The sequence below is a fragment of the Spirochaetota bacterium genome (assembly GCA_035477215.1).
Lineage (GTDB): Bacteria > Spirochaetota > UBA4802 > UBA4802 > UBA5368 > MVZN01.
On sequence record DATIKU010000022.1, the window covers coordinates 1 to 16,924 of the forward strand.

The following is a 16,924-nucleotide window of genomic DNA, read 5'->3' on the forward strand; positions in this document are numbered from 1 at the left end:
AGCTCGAAAAGCTCCTCTCTGCACGACACCGTCACAAGCAGCGTCATGCAGAGCGGCAAAGCCATTGATCTAAATGATTTCATTACCAGTCTCTATTACTCTCATTATGTTTTTGCAGCTTCACTCCACCGGCGGCCGTTCCGGCCTGAGGCTCCGCTTAAGATCGGGCCCCTTGATAATATAGGTCACCACGGCGTAGCCGTCACCGGTATCGTACCGGTCGGCCGTTCCCTGCCGCACCACGTCCACCGAATCGGTAAATATGTCCCTGGCGATCATCTGCGCGTTTATCAGCGCCGCCTCCTTGGCGGTCTCCATGGCCTGGACTCCCTCAAGCCCCTCGCGCGGATAGCCCTTGCAGACGATCACATAGCTTGTATCGTCAATAAAATAATTTTTAATGAGAATGCTTCCCGGGCCGTTCGCTTTTCGCGGACCGCAGCCCGAAAACATGGCCAGTACGGTAAGGACGACAAGCGTTTTCTTCAATATTCATCCTCCATGGATGGCGCGGATATGCATGATCGGTGACATTCATCATCCCCGGACTATTCCCGGGGGTCGGGAAAAGCCGCCACGCCGGTTACCTCCTCGGTCGAATACAAACGAATCACTGGAAATATATCGAAGGCATGGTGAAAAGAAAAGCCTTTTTCGCGGCTTACAGCAGGTAGAGCTCGCTGTCTGAAAGGATGGTGAATCCCGCCTCCGAGAGCAGCTTTTCGGTCCTTCTCACATCCTGCACCTGGAAGACGAAGATGGCGTCCTTTTTGCGCTCGATGATGAAGCCATATGCGTCTTCCACGTTTACATCGTTTTTAGTGAGAATCGACGCAACCTCGTAGAGGCCGCCCGGCTTGTCCTTCACCCGTATCGCCACGATATCGCGGAGTGTCGCGGCGATCCCGTCCTCCTTGAGCGCGTCCACAGCCTCCTGGGGCCGGTCTACAAGGAGCTTCACGATACCGTAGTCCCCCGAGTCGGAGATGGTGATCGCCCGAATGTCAATGACCTTCTTTAACAGAACGCCGGTGATCCGCTCGATCTTACCCGGCCTGTTCTCCGCAAAAACCGATACCTGGTGCGGCATATGGATTCCTCCTTTAGAGAGACCTGTTGTCGAATACCCGTTTGGCCTTACCCTGGCTCGGCGGCAGCGAGCCCGGCTCCAGAAGTTCGATCTTCGGATTGATGGTGATGATGGCGCGCAGGGCCTCGCCCATCTTCTTTTTCAGCCGCTCGAGCTGCCTTATGTCGCCATGGAACATCTTCGAGTAGAGCTCGACCCTGATGTGCATCCTGTCCAGGTTGTTCTCCCGCTCGAGCACGATCTGATAATTGTTCCCCACCTCGGGAATGTTCATGAGAACGGTTTCAATCTGCGACGGGAACACGTTCACGCCGCTGACGATCATCATGTCGTCGGTCCTCCCCTTTATCCGTCCGATGCGGCGGTGCGTCCTGCCGCACGGGCAGGGCTCCGGAATGAACCTGGTGAGGTCGCGCGTGCGGTAGCGGAAGACGGGCATCGCCTCGCGGTTTAGATGCGTGAGCACCAGCTCGCCTTCATCGCCGTCGGGCAGGTTTTCGCCGGTATCCGGATCGATGATCTCGGCGAAGTAATAATCCTCCCACAGGTGCATGCCGTTTTTATGCACGCACTCGAACGCCACGCCGGGGCCGTTCATCTCCGACATGCCGTAGCTGTTGTAGGCGTTTACACCGAACTGCTCCTGTATCTTGTCTCGCGTCCCCTCCGAATAGGGCTCGGCGCCGAGGTATGCCTTCTTTACGCCGAGGTCCGGGGGATTGACGCCGTGGGCGCGTATTTCCTCCACCAGGTGCAGCGCGTAGCTCGGCGTGATGTGTATCACCGTGCTCCCGAAGTCCTGGATGAACTGGATCTGTTTAAGGGTGTTCCCGGTCGACATCGGTATCACCAAGCACCCCAGCTTTTCGGCGCCGTAGTGAAGGCCGAGCCCCCCGGTAAAGAGGCCGTAGCCCATCATGTTCTGAAAGACATCGTCGGGGGTTGTGCCGGTGGCGACCATTCCGCGGGCAACCTGGTTCGCCCATTCATCGACATCTTTCATGGTGTAGAAGATGACCGTGGGTTTCCCCGTGGTGCCGGACGAGGCGTGCATGCGCACGATCGAGCGTTTGGGAACGGCGATCATGCCGTCGGGGTAGCTTACGCGCAAATCGTTCTTGGTGGTGAAAGGGATGTCTTTCAGATGGTCGAGCGTGGTGATCTTCGCCGGGTCTATGCCGTGCTCCGCGAAAGCCTTTTTATAAAACGGGGTCGCCGCACCCGCCTCGAGCGCTTTTTTCAGACGCTCCAGTTGTATTTTCAGCAGTCCAGTGCGGTCGATGGTTTCGATTTCCTGGTTCCAGTACATTGTTCGTTCCCGTGTGGCATTAGATATCTTCACCGGCGCGATAAACAGCGACACGCAGGTCCCTCCTGCGGTCGTTCGCGCCGGTCACCCCGAAAGGTGGCCCGTCCTTCCCGGCCTGTCAATGAAAAATTGGGATGGAATGATGTGATTGAACAGAAAAAAGAAAATGCTCAGTGCATGGTTTCACGATCATCCGGATAATAATGACGCCGCGCCCAGTCGAGCCTCCGCCGCTCGCCCTTGGAGAGCGAGCCCATTCCGCCGCGCGCGATCTTCTCGAGCAGGGTACCGATGATCAGCTTGGCCTCGATGCGCTCGTTGATCTCCTTCTGCTTCTTCCGGAGGCGGCGCTTTTTCATTAAAGTCGCCCACAGGGTAGCCCCGGAGGAGCCGGTTACGCGCCGTCCTGATACTGTCCTCGACCGAATCAGGATGAAGACCAGTCCCGATACCAGTCCGCCCAGGTGTCCGATATGGCTTATGTTGCCCCCCATTCCCTTCGCGCTGGAGAGGGTCCCGAAGAACTCGACGACGCCGAAAAAGAGCACCAGGTACTTCATCTTTACCGGGATGAGAAAATAGAGCAACACTTCCCGGTTGGGCCAAGTGAGCCCGTAGGCGAGCAGGATGCCATAGATCGCCCCCGATGCCCCGATCGTCGTGGGGGCATAGGGCGCAAACGGGTTGACCCCGTATTTGACGACTACGAAGTAGTTCATGGCCGCGATAAACAATCCCGCGCAGATACCACAGAAGAGATAATAGCGCAGAAAGAGCCTGCTCCCCCACAGCGTTTCGATGTCGCCGGCGAACATCCAGAGCCCAAGGAGGTTGAAAAGGATATGGAGCCAGCCTCCATGCAGGAACATGTAGGTCGCGGTCTGCCAGAACCGGAAATCGTGCACAAGTCCCTGGTGGTTGAGACCGAAAAGGTGCTCGAGCATGCCCGGCGCGAGCATGCCCGCGAACTGCTGGAAGAGAAACACCCCGGCGTTGATAATCAGGAGGCTTTTAACCACCGGGGTTATCGGCCCGCCGATACGAACGTTCATTGTCTGCCGCATTTCAGGAAACCCGCCGCATTATCAGCTGAATTCCTTTCTAATACGGCTGAACTCACCCTCATTATCAAGAAATATTTTAAAAAGCAGCGGGTCGAATCGCGAAGATTCCTCTTTCATGATCCTGACGCTCTTGTCGTGGGAGAAAGCCTCCTTGTAGGGGCGCTTCGAGGTGAGTGCGTCATAGATATCGGAAATCGTGACGATCCGCGCCGACAGCGGTATCTCCGGCCCCTTCCGCCCGGTGGGATACCCGCCGCCGTCATAGCGCTCGTGGTGGTAAAGGGTCACCTCCATGGCCATGTTGAGAAAGGAGTTCTTCCCCAGGTCGCGCGAGGCCTCTTTCAGCGCCGTATAGCCGATTGTGGCATGGGTTTTGATTATCTCGTATTCCACGAGCAAGAGCGGCCCTGGCTTCAGAAGAATGTCGTCCGGGATGCCGACCTTGCCTATATCGTGGAGAATGGACGAATCGTACAGGTCGCGCAGATACTGGTTGGTGATTTCAAGCTCATTGCCGGAGTATTTCAAAATCTGCGCGATGAGTACGCTGAAGTTTCGTATGCGCTCCAGGTGCTCGCCGGTCTCCGGGTCGCGCACCTCGGCGAGCCTGCTGAGCGCGAAAATAGTCGTCTTCTGGGTTTTCAATATTTCGTGGGTGCGCACCTTCACCAGGTGCTCGAGGTTTTTCGTGTGAAGCTCGAGCTGGTCGAGGAGCTCGCCCCGCTGGATGCTGAACGAAATCTGCCCCGATATGGATCTGATGAAGAAGATGTGCTCGCTGTTGAAGGCGTTCGCGCGTTCCGAATTGAACACGAGGAATCCCCTGGTGACGTTGTTGATTATGATCGGTACAATCATCGACGAGCGGACACCTTCCTCCAGGAGGAGTTTGGTGCGCCTCGATTCCGGATGCAGGCGGAGGTATTCACCGAGGTCGCTGATGAGCAATACTTCTTTCCGCCTTGCAACGTCTTCAAGGGATGAATCGCTCAGGGGAAAGCTTATCGTGCCCGATGGTCTCGCCCCGCTGTCCGATTCAACCAGCTTGGCGACCACCTCGCGCGTCTCCTCGTCGATCATCAGGAGCGAGAGACGGTCAAAGGGGATGATCTTCCGCAGCGATGCGTCCAGCATCATGAAGATTTCCTCGGTCTTTTTCCCCCGGTTGAGCATGGTGATGATGTCGTTTATCTGCCGCAGCTGCTCTACATAGCGGTTTTTTTCGTCGTTGAGCCGCTTGCGGTCGAGCGCCCGTTCGATCGCGTGGTAGAGCATCGCGAAATCCATTATCGGCTTGGTGAGGAAATCGTAGGCGCCGGTCTTGAGCGCGAGGATGATGTCGTCGTTGGTGCCGAAGCCCGTCAGCACGATTTTCGGGATGTCCGGAAACTTCTCGGACATCATCGTCAGAAGCTCCCTGCCGTCAAGGTTCGGCATCTTTAGGTCGGTGAGCACCAGATCGCAGGGCTCGGACTCGAGCTTGGCGATCGCCACCTTGCCGTCCTCGGCCGTGTCGATCGTATACCCCATCTTGACGAGGTAGCGCGAGAGCACCTTGCGAACCAGGTGCTCGTCGTCGACGATAAGGATGCTCCCCTGACGGTTGCCCGCGTGCCGCTGGTCTGTCGATGTCGCTGGAACGTCTTCCATTATCGATTTCCCGCCGCCCGAAGGCGGCATCAGTATTGTACCATTATCATGGGAAAATATCCATATTTTCCCTGAGGCGCGAGATCAGCCGTTCTCCAAGCAAAAGGCCCCTGTCGATGAAGTCAGGCCCGTAGCGCTTTCCTGTAACCGTACGAAAAGTGCCACGGATTTTTCTGATGCCCAGAACGCCCTGATCATAGTGCTCGAAAACCAGTAGCGGATCGATGCGCATGGCCTCGGCCATGTCCCAGACGGTATCGGTGAAGTTGTCCGGACCCCATCGGAATTTGTCGGCGTCGTAGAGGGCCCCGGAAACGAGCTCCGCGCCGGCGTCGGCCGCCGTTTCTTTTTCCCTGAAAGCCTCGTGATTGCGGATGGCAAAAACGATTATCTCACAATCGTCGGGATCCAGGCGACCTCGCAGGCGTATCCCGGCATGAATCGCGCCCGCCTCCGCATGGCGTTTCTCTCCCCGCCTGATATCATGGAGGTACCCGGCGATGAGGGCGTTCTCCGCGAGCCTGTCGCATTCCGGCCCGGGCCGCATTTCGCATCGAACGATAGCACCCGCCTCGATAGCGACCCGGTGCGCGTGGTCGAAACCGTGCCCCATCGCACCGCCGTTCTCCCTTATGGCCGACCGCGCGAACGCCACCCGCTCCGAAGAGTCCGCCAGCCGCTCGGCATACGCCATCTCGGCGGCCCGCTCCACGTAGAAGACCGGCCGCTCTGTCGAGAGGGCGATCTGACGCGCGGTTTCCCGGAAAAACCGTATCCGTTCCCTGTTCATATCCGCCCTGGTGCAGTGTACGCGTCCACCGACGGAGAGCAAACAAATTTCAAGACCCGGGACCGATCGTTCCGGACCATCAAAGAACGATGTCTTTTTTACCGACCACCTTGTTGAGCGGATACTCGATGATACCGTCCGCCCCCGCCTCGATCAGGCGCGGTATGAGCTCCCGCACCACGTCCTCGCCGATGACCGACTCCACGGAAAGCCACTCGACCTTGTAGAGTTCGGCGACCGTCGGCGCGGTAATGCTTGGAATGAGCCTCACGACCGAGTCAATGTTGCCCTTGGGGACGTTCATCTTGATCCCCACCAGGTTCTCCGCGTTAAGCGCGCCGCGCAGGAGCATGGCGATATGGTTTACCTTGTCCCTCTTCCACGGATCGGTCATGACCTTCCTGTTCGCGATGAGCTTGGTGTTCGTCTCGAGGAGCGTGTGGATGATCTTTAGTCCGTGCGCCCGAATGGTGCTTCCCGTCTCCGTCACCTCGACGATCGCGTCCACAAGCCCCTCCACCACCTTGGCCTCGGTGGCGCCCCACGAAAACTCGACCTTGACCGGGACCTTACGCTCCGCGAAATAACCCTTCGTGAACTCCACGAGCTCGGTCGAAATCGTCTTCCCGGCGCAGTCCTCGATCGTTTTAATGGACGAATTTTCCGGGACCGCGAGCACCCATTTAGCTTTTCGCGTGCTCACCTTGGAGTAGATGAAGTCCGAGATCACCTCGACATCGGCCCTGTTCTCCAGTATCCAGTCCAGACCGGTCAGACCCACATCCAGCACGCCGCTCTCGACGTAGCGCGCCATCTCCTGCGCGCGGATGAGGGCGCAGTGGATTTCCGTGTCATCGATTGAGGGAAAATAATTTCGCGACGAGACCGATATCCTCCAGCCGGCCTTCTGGAACAGCTCTATGGTCGCGTTCTCAAGGCTGCCCTTGGGTATGCCGAGCTTCAGTATATTATCGCTCATTTCCTGTCTCCGTACACTTTATCTGGGTCGAAAACCTTCACGCAGTCCTCGATCAGGGAATCACACCTTACAACCCGGTAAAAACAACTCCTGAATCCGGTATGACACGCGGCCTCCCCGATCTGGTCGATTTTAAAAAGCACGCAGTCGTTGTCGCAGTCCACACGGACCTCCTTCACCTCCTGCACGTTGCCGGAGGACTCGCCCTTCTTCCACAGCTTGTTCCGCGAACGGCTCCAGTAATGAACGATGCCTGTCGAAAGCGTGAGTTCCCACGACTCCCGATTGATAAAGGCCATCATGAGGACCTCGCCGGTTTTATAGTCCTGCGCGATGGCGGGAATGAGCCCACCGCTCTTCTCAAAATTCAGTTCAATCATTACGCTCATCCCTGGAAAATAAACTCTCCGGCCTCCCTCGGCCGGAACACGCCATGAATAGCGGAAGCAGACGCGCTGACAAGAATATTTTATCGTGGGAGACGTTTCTCCTCAAGATAAATTATCTTTGCGCACCCGCCGAATGCGAAAACGGCGTTTTCTACACGCCGCTGGTTTTTCCTGGCGTGTGGAAATGAGTCACAATCACAGAAAGCGCCGTGCCGGGGAGGATGCGCCCGAAGACGAGTCCGGCGCTCATTCGCGGCGACATGCAGAGGCCGTTAATCAGGAGCAGGTTGACGGGATTGTCGATGAAAAGACCGATGAGGCCGTCGATGTCCCCCCGCGCCATCAGCGGGACATGGAATCCCTTTTTCTTTTCTTCATGGAACACCTCATGCGGCAAACGGTTTAATTTCACGCCGGCGGGCTGAGCGTTTTCCACAGCACATCAAAAAAAACCGGAATACGATCGACCAGCTTCGTCATCATGCCGTTGAAATACCACAGGTGGATCTGCCGGTAGCAGTGCATATAGTACTGGTCGAGGATCTGCGAGGTGCGTATCGACGGGTCGATTTCCCCCCGCTCCCGCGCCCGTTTCACCACCTCGGCCAATATCGCCGACGCGTCCTCGCGCCTGTACGAGCGCTCCTTCATCCAGGCGCGCATGGGCACGGTAATGAACGCGGTGACGGCCACCCCGGGATTACGGTCATAGTAATCCATGGTCACCCAGAAGATTTTTCTTAAAATCTCCCGCATGCTCTCTATTCCCTTTATGTGTTCGCGCACCAGCACGCCGATCTCGCCGATCTTTTCGTCGAGGATGGTAAATAGAAGGTCTTCCTTGGATGGAAAATAGCGATAAATGGTGCTGGGGCTGATGCCGGATTTTTTATAGATTTCACGGATGTTCACCTGGTGGAAGTCATTGTCGGCGAAAAGCCCGAGCACTACCGGGTAGAGCCGCTGTTTGAGCTTCTCGGGGAATACAGCTTCGACCGCCGCGGGCCGGTGCGACGACGCCTTTTTTTTTACCGGTTTTTTCATGAGGCGAATTATCCGCATCCCCGCCGAAAGACTCAACCTTCTTTTCGGCCCGTGCGAACTTTTTCGCATGTTTCAACCGGCGACACGCGCATAGCCGTTCGAGAGCACGCGACCGCCGTCGCCATGCACCTCGAAGAAGAGGTCGACGCCGCCACCGCGATCGCGCCTGGCCGTCAGCCGTACACGGATATCCCCCGGCGGGACCACCATGCCGGTGAACCGGCATGAGAGCTCCTTTATTGTTCGGGAATCGCCGCCCGCCTCCCGGTCGGCCAGCTCGCGCGCCGCGTAGGCGAGCGTCGCCGTGCCCTGAAGGATTATATCCGGCAGGCCCACCATCCGCGCGAAGGCCACCGAGGTATGGATGGGGAAACGGATGTTCGTGCAGCCGTCATAGACGAATGGGCGCATGCGGTCTATTCGTATCACGCGCTCCCAGCGCGCCGGCGCATCGTCCCCGGGCGACGGCACAAGCGGAATATCCTTCCCCCCGCGGCCCTCACCCACGCACTCCACGCCGCGCATCATCGCCCCTATGTGCTCGGTAAAAACCGGCTGACCGTCGCGGTCCAGCGCGTCGAAACGGATCACGGTGACCGTGCCGGCGCGGTGCGGCAGGATGGCCGCGACCCGTCCCTTAATGGTCAGCTCGTCACCCGGACGCACCGGGCGGTGAAAGGCGAGGTGCTCGGTATAGTGCACCTGCGTTTTGATGATGTCCGTGGGAAAAGATTCGTCCTCGATGAATTCCCATATCCGCTCCGAAATCGGCCACGTAAGGGCCACGGCGAACATGGGCGGCGCAATGACGGCCTTGCCGCCCTCATCGTCGAAATACAGCGGGTTTTCATCGTCGATCGCCGCCGCGTAATTCATCGTGGCGCGCCAGTCCACGGTGGCCCTGTATTCCTTCAGCGGGGTCCCCACAAACGACGAATCGAGCTTCATGTATCCTTCCTCATGTCTTCATGGCGCCGTGCGCTCGGGCGCGGGGCGCCATGAAGCGCATACCGCTTATTTTTTCAGCATCTCGTTGATCTCGTCCCGAAGCGCCAGCTTGTTCACCTTGCCGTTGGCCAGAAGCGGCAATAGCGGACGGATGAAGTACTTCTTGGGCAGCTTGTAATTCGCCAGCTTTGGCTTGCAGTAAACCAACAGCTCCTCCTCGGTGACATTCTTGCCCGGCGTCGGCATCACGAAGGCCCAACCCACTTCCTGGTAAAGCTCGTCGGGAACACCCATCACCGCCGCAAAGAGGACCGCGTCCTGCGACTCGATCACCTCTTCCACCTCGCGCGGGTAGACGTTTTCCCCGCCGGTCTTGAACATCTCCGATTTCCTTCCGGTTATATGGATGTACCCCTGCTTGTCCTTGAACGCGAGGTCGCTCGTGTAATACCAGCCTTCTTTATCCAGCACCTCTGCGGTCGCCGCCGGGTTGTTGAAGTACTCCTTGAACATAAAGGCCCCGCGCACCGCGATCTCGCCGATCTCGCCGTCGGGAAGCTCCCTGCGCTCGTTGTCTACAATCTTCAGTTCAAACGGCGGCGCAATCTTGCCGGCCGTGGACAGAAGAACATCGTCGTTGTCGCCCTTCTCCGTGTAGGTCACGAAACCGCAGACCTCGGTGCTTCCGTAACCGGTAATGAGGCTCGCGCCCGTTTTTTTACATATCGCCGAGAGCGCCTCGATCATCGCCTTCGGCGCCGCCGATCCAGCCCACGCGAAGAGCTCGATATTGGACCAGTCCACGTCCTTGAATCCTGGCTGCATCATCTGAAGCAGGAACATCACCGGCACCTGGCCGAGGACGTTAAGCTTTTCCTTTTCCAGCATCGCAAGAGACGCCACCGGATCGAATCGGTCCATGCAGACGATGCAACCGCCGACCATGATGGCGGCGAAACCGATCTCGACGTCGGCGGCGACATGGTTGATGGGAAAATGCAGAAGGGCCCTTCCGCCCTGGCGGAAATAGAATTTTTTGATTTCAACCTTGATGTTCTCGATGATGCTGTAATGCGTGTGCACCACGCCCTTGGGCTTCCCTGTCGATCCGGAAGTGTACATGAGCAGGGCGCTGTCGTGCTCTTCGACGGCGGCGGAGCGTTTCTCGAGCTCCGCGTCAAGGTCTTTCCGGGGCTTTTCGACGTACCCGGCATAAGATTCCGATCCCTCCACGGGTTCTCCGATTACCAGCAGTTTTTTGATTGATGGGCATTCATTCGCAAGAGCGCGGATTGTTTCCGAGAGATCGTTCCCCATGAAATCGCGCACCGCCACCAGTACGGTCGGTTTCGAATCGTTCACCTGGTAGCGCAGCTCGTCCAGCGTGAACTTGGGATTGAGCCCCAGCCACATGGCCCCGATTTTGCTGGCGGCCATATAGGTTACCAGAAATTCCGTGCGCGCCATGGCGAGCAGGGCCACGCGGTCGCCCTTTTTCACACCCGCCTCGATGAATGCCTTCGCGGCGAGGTCCATGTTTTTCTTGAAATCGCTCCAGGAAAGCCGCGTCTCCTCGAAAACCAGTGCCTCGGCGCCCGGCGTTTCGGCGGCCCATTTTTCGACGTAATGCCAGGTCAGATTCAGCTTCTTCCAGTTCATGCGATCCTCCTTGTCTGTTGAATGTGTATCGCGCCGGACCGGCTATGGGGGAGCTCGTGGAAGGCGCCATTCCGGCTGTTACACCATGAACATCCCGGTCTTCAACCAGTACATCCATTCCACTCCCCGAGCGAACGGGGGAACGCGATAACGGAGCAAACCGGATTTATTCACGGCACGAAAACCATATATGACAATATCGACGACATGTCAACAAGAAAACAATGTTACGAAAATTCTCAATAATTGTAACAATGTTACGAAACACCGCGGGGACCGGTCCGCAAAATACCGGCGAGGAACAAGCCTGATTGCTGGAATATACGATTAGCAGATGATTCGTTCGTGGATAAATACGGGGCTTTACAATCGTACCACCCGCCCTTCCACCCTCGCCCGGTCCGCGGCGAAGGCCATGAGATGGCTCTGGAGCGATTCGCGCGCCGAGGTGAGGCTGCTTCCGCCGGCGAGGACCGATACATAATTATCCATAATCCCTTCGTCGCCCTCGGAATGCCCCAGAAGGTCCGTTCTGACCGGGTAGCGCTTCACACGAGAATAACCGTGAAGGGCGACCTCGAGATCTCCGCCCGCACCGAAGCGCGCGCGCAGAGTGCCCGCGCTTCCGTCGATACGGAGCGTGCGCCCCTCAATCGCCGAGAATCCGTGCATTCGTAAAACCGCGGTGGCTCCGTTTTCGAATCCGATCACCGTTTCCTGGTGGTCCACCTGGTCGTTGTCGCACCGGTACACGCAGCGCCCGTACGGTCCCTCGCGGAGCGCCCGCATCACGCCCGTCCCCGAGAGGTCGTCGGTTATGGTCGATGTCGGCCACTCCCTCCACCGCGCATAGGCGCGCAGGCCGGGGATGAAACGCGAAAGCCCCGGCGCGCCGAGCAGAATCTTGGCCGCCAGCGAGAGCGCACCCGCATTCATCATCGCGAGCGCTTTTTTGAGCGGTACGCCGTACAGGTAGGTCGCGACCGCCTCGTAGGGGCAGGCCGGTGCCGCCGGACAACCGTCCGTGCAGCGCCCGGGCGCACCCGGGGGGGCGCTTGCGGCGGTGAAATGATCCAGTCCGCCGGCCGAAGCGATCGATCGCGGCGGGCTGCCGGCGAACCAGTACAGCAGATCGAGATCGTGCGAGCACTTTGCCAGGATCATGGGGGAGGATTCGTCGTTGCGGCGCCAGTTGCCGCGCACGTATGAATGGGCCATGTGGTAATATGCCACGTTCTCGGCGTGATACATTGTATGGACGCGCCCGATCGTCCCCGAGTCGAGGATGTCCTTCACAGCGCGAAAGAGGGCCGTGTAGCGCAGCACGTGGCATACGCAGAGACCGCGTCCCGACGCCTCCGCCGCGCCGACAATGGCCAGGCACTCTTCCTCCGTAAGCGCCATGGGTTTTTCGAGGAGCACGTGATAGCCGCGGGCGAGGGCGCCTACCGCGGGTGCGGTATGCATGGCGTCCTGGGTCGCTATGATCGCGCCGTCGGCCATGAGCGGCCGGTCCAGAAGTTCCTCCCACGACACAAACACGTTCGAATCCGGTATTCCGTGAAGCCGGGCCGCGCGGCGCCTGCGTTCCGTAACCGGTTCGGCAAGCGCCACAATGCGCAACCTGTCCGGATGGCGAAGCGCGTACGCCGCGTAGATCACGCCACGGTCGCCCGATCCTATGAGGATGGCCGTTGCCGGTTTCATCCCGGGCTACTTCGCCTCGGCCGATCGCCGGATCGCGCGCGCCGAGGCATAGAACTCGGGAAGCGACATGCGCTTTATAAAGACGAAGCCCCGCGTGGCGCGAAGCAGGGGGCTCGGATGCTCGTGGAAGCAACTCCTTCCCAGGCAGGTCTTGAGCACGCGGTACTGCTCCACCTGGATGCGCTGGGCGAGCTGCGCAAAGGTGCCCTCGTGCTCGTGACTGGGAAACGACGCATCAGCCTGGGAGACGAAGGCGTTCTCGAAGGCGCTCTTTAGTACGGCAAACATGTTGAGCGAGACCGGAACGAAGACGTCGGCCTCCGACGGGTGAAAGCGATACCAGACATTTCTATAACCGATTACCTCGATATTGCTCCGGCCGCTCTCCTTTTCGTAAAGCCGGAGCGCCGCGGCGACCGCCTGCAGCACCTTGTAGTGCGTATCGGGGCCGCTCGCCTCCGGATCGAAGGCCACGGTCACCACGTCCGGCCGTACCTCCTGTAAAACCCGGAGCACCGGAAGCGCGTCCCGTTCCTCGAGCGGCTCCTCGGAAAAGAGCTCGCCCTGGTAAAAGCCGAGTCGCAGGTGACGGATCGACCCGCTGTCGAAGCCGAAATAGCCCCACTTGCAGTCCGATTCCCACTCCCTGATCATGCCCTTGAACTTCTGTATGTAGGGCAGGTCCTTCTTGCCCGGGTACTGCGTCTCGAAGTAGTTCACCAGTTCGTTAATCCGGTGGCGCAGGTTCTCGATGTCCCCGTCCTCGAATATCTCCATGAGGTTTCGAAGCATCCTCCGCGCCACCCCCTCGTCGCGCGTCTCCCGCTGCTCTTCCGCCACGCCGTCCAGGTACTGCCACACATCGCGGCGACGGCCGTAGACATTGCCGGGACTGAAATAGCCCTCGCGTATAAGCGTATCGAAGCGCCCCTCCAACAGAAAACGGCAGAGGATGCGCACCTGCGCGAGCGCGTGCCGGTTGGTGACGGCGGTGAAGCCCGAGGTCATATACGCAAAGGTGTGGTGGTTCGAGGCGTCGCGGATATGGCGCACGGCATAGGGAAGATAGCCCAGGATGATGTCGTCGTGGTGTGGAGCGGTATGGAGAAAGCGCCTGCCCGAGACGCTTCGTGCGCCGTCGTCGATCTTTTTTCGCAGGCGGTCGGCAACGGAGACCGCGATGTCCCGGGGTTCCGTGCCGGTTTTCGACGGCAGAAGCGCGCAGAAACGATCGCCGTCGAAATCGGAACCGTTTAGGTCGACGATCGGCTTTCCGAGCCGCAGGGAGAGGTCGATCACCGCCCGCTCCACGTCGGCGGGAGCGGGCGACTCATTCGCGGCGAAAAGCCTGAAACTTCGCTCTTCCAGACGCACGGCCGCCCCTGCGGTGACGTACAGCCGCGCCGCGGGCAGAACGCGAAGCGCCGTGGCTGGATGGAGAAGCCCGGTCCCGGCCTCGACCGCGTCGCGCACCACGCCGGCCCGGGCCTCGCCCGCAGCCATGATAACGGCGACGCAGCCGCGGTTGGCGGTGATGGTCGCAAGCCCTATGGTGATGACAAGTCGCTTCTTCGCCACCTCGATACCGCCCAGGTCGGTCGCGGAGGCCGCCTGGGTCTCGTAATTGGTCTCGGTGAGGCGGGTGGTCGAATGATGGTCCGAGCCGCTCATATTGAAGGCGATGTGGCCGTCCGGACCGATCCCTCCCATAAAAAAACCGATACCCCCCATGTCGCGAATGCGCTCCTCGTAGTCATGGCACCACTGGTCGATCCGCAGTAGTACGTCTTTCTGTAAATGCTCAACGGGGCCCTTCGCGTGCCTCAGGCGAAGCGACAGGTCCACCGTAGACTCCGGCCAGACCTTCTCGAGAGCGAGCCCGGCGGGAAGGCCGATGCGCGAGCAATCGATTAACAGCGCCTTTCCGGGATCGAGACCGAAACCGTCGATATAGTAATTGTTTACATAGTGGTAGAAGCTGTTGTGATGGCCCGGCTCTATCGGATAGAACTCGTCGATCTGAACAAGATGAAGGCTTCTCATGTCCGGGACGATGGATGGATCGACGCCGCCGGCCTCGAGCTCGCGCGTCGTCGCAGCCTCGTTCCAGCCCGCGAGAAAACGCTTCGTCCACTTGATGAAATACTCGGGTGTTTTCCCCGTCGGAAGAGCTATCACGCCGCCAGGATTGCGCTGGACCCACTCAAGAAAGCGCAGCGCCGCGAGCCTCCCCAGCGCCGGAAAACTCTCGACCACGACTACCCCCGTCTTCTCGCGCGGCGGGTACAAAAGCTCAATGCCGCCGCTCTGAAGCGCGAGCGACTCCACTCTCGATTCCGGTGCGTTCACGCGCTGCCTCCGGCCCCGACGATAAAACATGGAACGCGAATGTGCAAGAAATATTTATCCCTCGCGCACTCCCCGGCGCACAATAAAAAAAATATGATTAAATAATGGTTTAACATCCAATTAGCCTTGACATGGGAAAGGTATCGCGATACAAGGAAATATTATGTCTCATAGAAAATGACGCTCTCACCGTCATGAATACGACGGGGTTTATGCAAAAGCGTCGGGAGGACGATGCCTTCACAAAGGGATGCCGCGGAGCTGCCGGTTCTCATGATCTACAACCTTGATACCGGTTGGGAAAAACACCACAAGGACGGCCAGACGGCGGAAATACAGCGGATGAGCTCTTCGCTCGAGGAGCTGGGCCATCCCGTCTCTCTTCTCGAGATCAACGGCAACACCCTTCATCGTAACCTTGCCGGTTACAAACCCAACGACTGGATCGTCATGAACCTGTGCGAAGATATCCCCGGCGTACCGCACAGCGAAGCCATCGTAGCGCACGCCCTCGAAAAGCGCAACATGGTCTACACCGGCTCCCCTCCGGAGATAATCGGCAACTGCGAGGACAAGCAATACGTAAAGCAGACCCTCGATGCGCGCGGTCTTCCCACTCCTCTCTGGGGCGTTTATAATACACCGTCGGCTCCGGGCTGGAACTGTTTTCCCGCAATCGTCAAACCGGCCAACGAACATTGCAGCCTGGGCATCAGCTCCGAATCGGTCGTACTCAACCGTAAGGAGCTGGAACGGCAAATCGGGAATATCATCCGCACCTTCAACCAGCCCGCCCTCGTAGAGGACTTCATCGATGGGCGCGAGTTCCATGTTTCTCTCGTTGGAAACGGCTCACTGCTCATGCTCCCGCCGGTTGAAATGGATTTCTCCCGGTGCCCGGACATCCACGACCGGTTGTGCACGTATGACGCCAAGTTTATTCCCGGATCGAAACACTATGAAGCCATAACAAGCTATATTCCCGCCTCCCTCTCCGACGGGGAATATGGCGAACTCGAACAGACCTGTACCGAATGCTTCCGTGCCTTCAATTGCCGCGATTATGCGCGTTTGGACATTCGTCTCCGGGACGGCATATTCTACATACTCGACATCAATCCGAACCCCGACATCAGCTCCGACGCCAGCATGGCCTGCGCCGCGGAGCATATCGGCCTGTCGTACGGGGAGCTCGGAAGCCATCTCGTCCGGCTCGCCGCCAGCCGCCATCCGGTCCTCGGTTGAGTTAAGATTGTCGGGCCATCGAGTCATCTACCTTCCGTGCCTTTAGCCGAATAATTAATGGGTACCTCGAAAAATCAGGACATTCATTATTAAAATAATCGTAAGTCCTGATATCACCAGCAGTTGCACCCACGGTGGAACTTCAAAAAACTGATTATAGAGGTTCTCTTAATCTTAAAAAACGTAAAAAATCTTGCTGATTATTGGCTATTTGGCTATATTGCCAAGCATGAAAAAAATGGACGGAACACGCTCCGAGGAGCGTTTGGCTCTGTATGAAGCCAGGACTAAGATAATCAAGGCGATGGCCCATCCAACGCGTCTTTTCATCGTCGAGGAGCTTGAAAAAAACGAAAGATGCGTCAATGAGCTCACCGAGATGATAGGTGCCGACATGTCCACGGTCTCGAAACACCTGTCGGTTCTTAAAAATGCCGGACTGGTCGGGGACCGAAAAGCGGGCACGAACATCTATTACTTTCTTAAAACGCCCTGTATTCTGGGCTTCCTCGGCTGTGTCGAGAAGGTCATGGAATTCAACGCGGCACAGCAGACGGAAATACTCAGATGCTGCAAACAGCGGGAAAAACGCCCCCTTCTTCCTGAATAACTACAGGGCCATTGTACGAATCCAACCTGATAAGGAGAGCTGTAAATGAATGTTGAATGGTACGCGCGGGAGCATTTGCTCCTCTGCCTGG

Annotated in this window: 16 protein-coding genes; 2 read left to right on the forward strand and 14 right to left on the reverse strand. The window is 58.1% G+C overall.

Features of this window, described 5'->3' with window-relative positions:
- Positions 1–120: 120 nt before the first annotated feature.
- The 14 genes from VLM75_05275 to VLM75_05340 all read right to left on the reverse strand — a co-directional run bounded on the left by VLM75_05275 (position 121) and on the right by VLM75_05340 (position 14,978).
- Complete coding sequence (locus VLM75_05275) at positions 121–489, reverse strand: hypothetical protein (protein HSV96331.1); 369 nt, start codon at positions 487–489, stop codon at positions 121–123.
- A 172-nt stretch (positions 490–661) separates the two neighbouring features.
- A complete protein-coding gene (locus VLM75_05280) occupies positions 662–1,090 on the reverse strand; it encodes an ACT domain-containing protein (GenBank protein ID HSV96332.1) in 429 nt (142 codons plus the stop codon).
- Positions 1,091–1,103: 13 nt separating this feature from the next.
- Positions 1,104–2,453: a phenylacetate--CoA ligase gene (locus VLM75_05285; GenBank protein HSV96333.1), complete on the reverse strand. Its 1,350-nt coding sequence runs from the start codon at positions 2,451–2,453 to the stop codon at positions 1,104–1,106.
- A 116-nt stretch (positions 2,454–2,569) separates the two neighbouring features.
- A complete protein-coding gene (locus tag VLM75_05290) occupies positions 2,570–3,451 on the reverse strand; it encodes a rhomboid family intramembrane serine protease (protein ID HSV96334.1) in 882 nt (293 codons plus the stop codon).
- Between the two features lie 33 nt (positions 3,452–3,484).
- The gene (locus VLM75_05295; GenBank protein ID HSV96335.1) at positions 3,485–5,113 is read right to left on the reverse strand and encodes an HD domain-containing phosphohydrolase; all 1,629 of its coding nucleotides are present in this window, start codon (positions 5,111–5,113) and stop codon (positions 3,485–3,487) included.
- Positions 5,114–5,159: 46 nt separating this feature from the next.
- Complete coding sequence (locus tag VLM75_05300) at positions 5,160–5,903, reverse strand: hypothetical protein (GenBank protein ID HSV96336.1); 744 nt, start codon at positions 5,901–5,903, stop codon at positions 5,160–5,162.
- A gap of 79 nt (positions 5,904–5,982) precedes the next feature.
- Positions 5,983–6,882: an ATP phosphoribosyltransferase gene (gene hisG, locus VLM75_05305; GenBank protein ID HSV96337.1), complete on the reverse strand. Its 900-nt coding sequence runs from the start codon at positions 6,880–6,882 to the stop codon at positions 5,983–5,985.
- Positions 6,879–7,262 carry a phosphoribosyl-AMP cyclohydrolase gene (gene hisI, locus VLM75_05310; GenBank protein HSV96338.1) on the reverse strand — a complete coding sequence of 128 codons (384 nt, stop codon included), beginning with the start codon at positions 7,260–7,262 and terminating at the stop codon, positions 6,879–6,881. Before hisI ends, hisG begins: the two co-directional genes overlap by 4 nt.
- A 160-nt stretch (positions 7,263–7,422) precedes the next feature.
- Positions 7,423–7,656 carry a hypothetical protein gene (locus VLM75_05315; GenBank protein ID HSV96339.1) on the reverse strand — a complete coding sequence of 78 codons (234 nt, stop codon included), beginning with the start codon at positions 7,654–7,656 and terminating at the stop codon, positions 7,423–7,425.
- Positions 7,657–7,679: 23 nt separating this feature from the next.
- Positions 7,680–8,315 (reverse strand): TetR/AcrR family transcriptional regulator, encoded by a 636-nt coding sequence (locus tag VLM75_05320; protein ID HSV96340.1) that lies wholly within the window; start codon positions 8,313–8,315, stop codon positions 7,680–7,682.
- Between the two features lie 72 nt (positions 8,316–8,387).
- Complete coding sequence (locus VLM75_05325) at positions 8,388–9,263, reverse strand: MaoC family dehydratase N-terminal domain-containing protein (GenBank protein HSV96341.1); 876 nt, start codon at positions 9,261–9,263, stop codon at positions 8,388–8,390.
- A gap of 66 nt (positions 9,264–9,329) precedes the next feature.
- Complete coding sequence (locus tag VLM75_05330; protein HSV96342.1) at positions 9,330–10,922, reverse strand: class I adenylate-forming enzyme family protein; 1,593 nt, start codon at positions 10,920–10,922, stop codon at positions 9,330–9,332.
- A 363-nt stretch (positions 10,923–11,285) separates the two neighbouring features.
- Positions 11,286–12,629, reverse strand: coding sequence for a Gfo/Idh/MocA family oxidoreductase (locus tag VLM75_05335; GenBank protein HSV96343.1), 1,344 nt, complete (start codon positions 12,627–12,629; stop codon positions 11,286–11,288).
- A gap of 6 nt (positions 12,630–12,635) precedes the next feature.
- On the reverse strand, positions 12,636–14,978 hold the full coding sequence (locus VLM75_05340; protein HSV96344.1) for a glucosamine-6-phosphate deaminase: 2,343 nt from the start codon (positions 14,976–14,978) through the stop codon (positions 12,636–12,638).
- Positions 14,979–15,212: 234 nt separating this feature from the next.
- Between VLM75_05340 and VLM75_05345 the strand changes: the two genes are divergently transcribed.
- Together VLM75_05345 and VLM75_05350 are read left to right on the forward strand one after the other, a co-directional pair.
- Positions 15,213–16,223, forward strand: a complete 1,011-nt coding sequence (locus VLM75_05345; GenBank protein HSV96345.1) for an ATP-grasp domain-containing protein — start codon at positions 15,213–15,215, stop codon at positions 16,221–16,223.
- Between the two features lie 238 nt (positions 16,224–16,461).
- Positions 16,462–16,833: a metalloregulator ArsR/SmtB family transcription factor gene (locus tag VLM75_05350; GenBank protein HSV96346.1), complete on the forward strand. Its 372-nt coding sequence runs from the start codon at positions 16,462–16,464 to the stop codon at positions 16,831–16,833.
- Positions 16,834–16,924 lie beyond the last annotated feature (91 nt).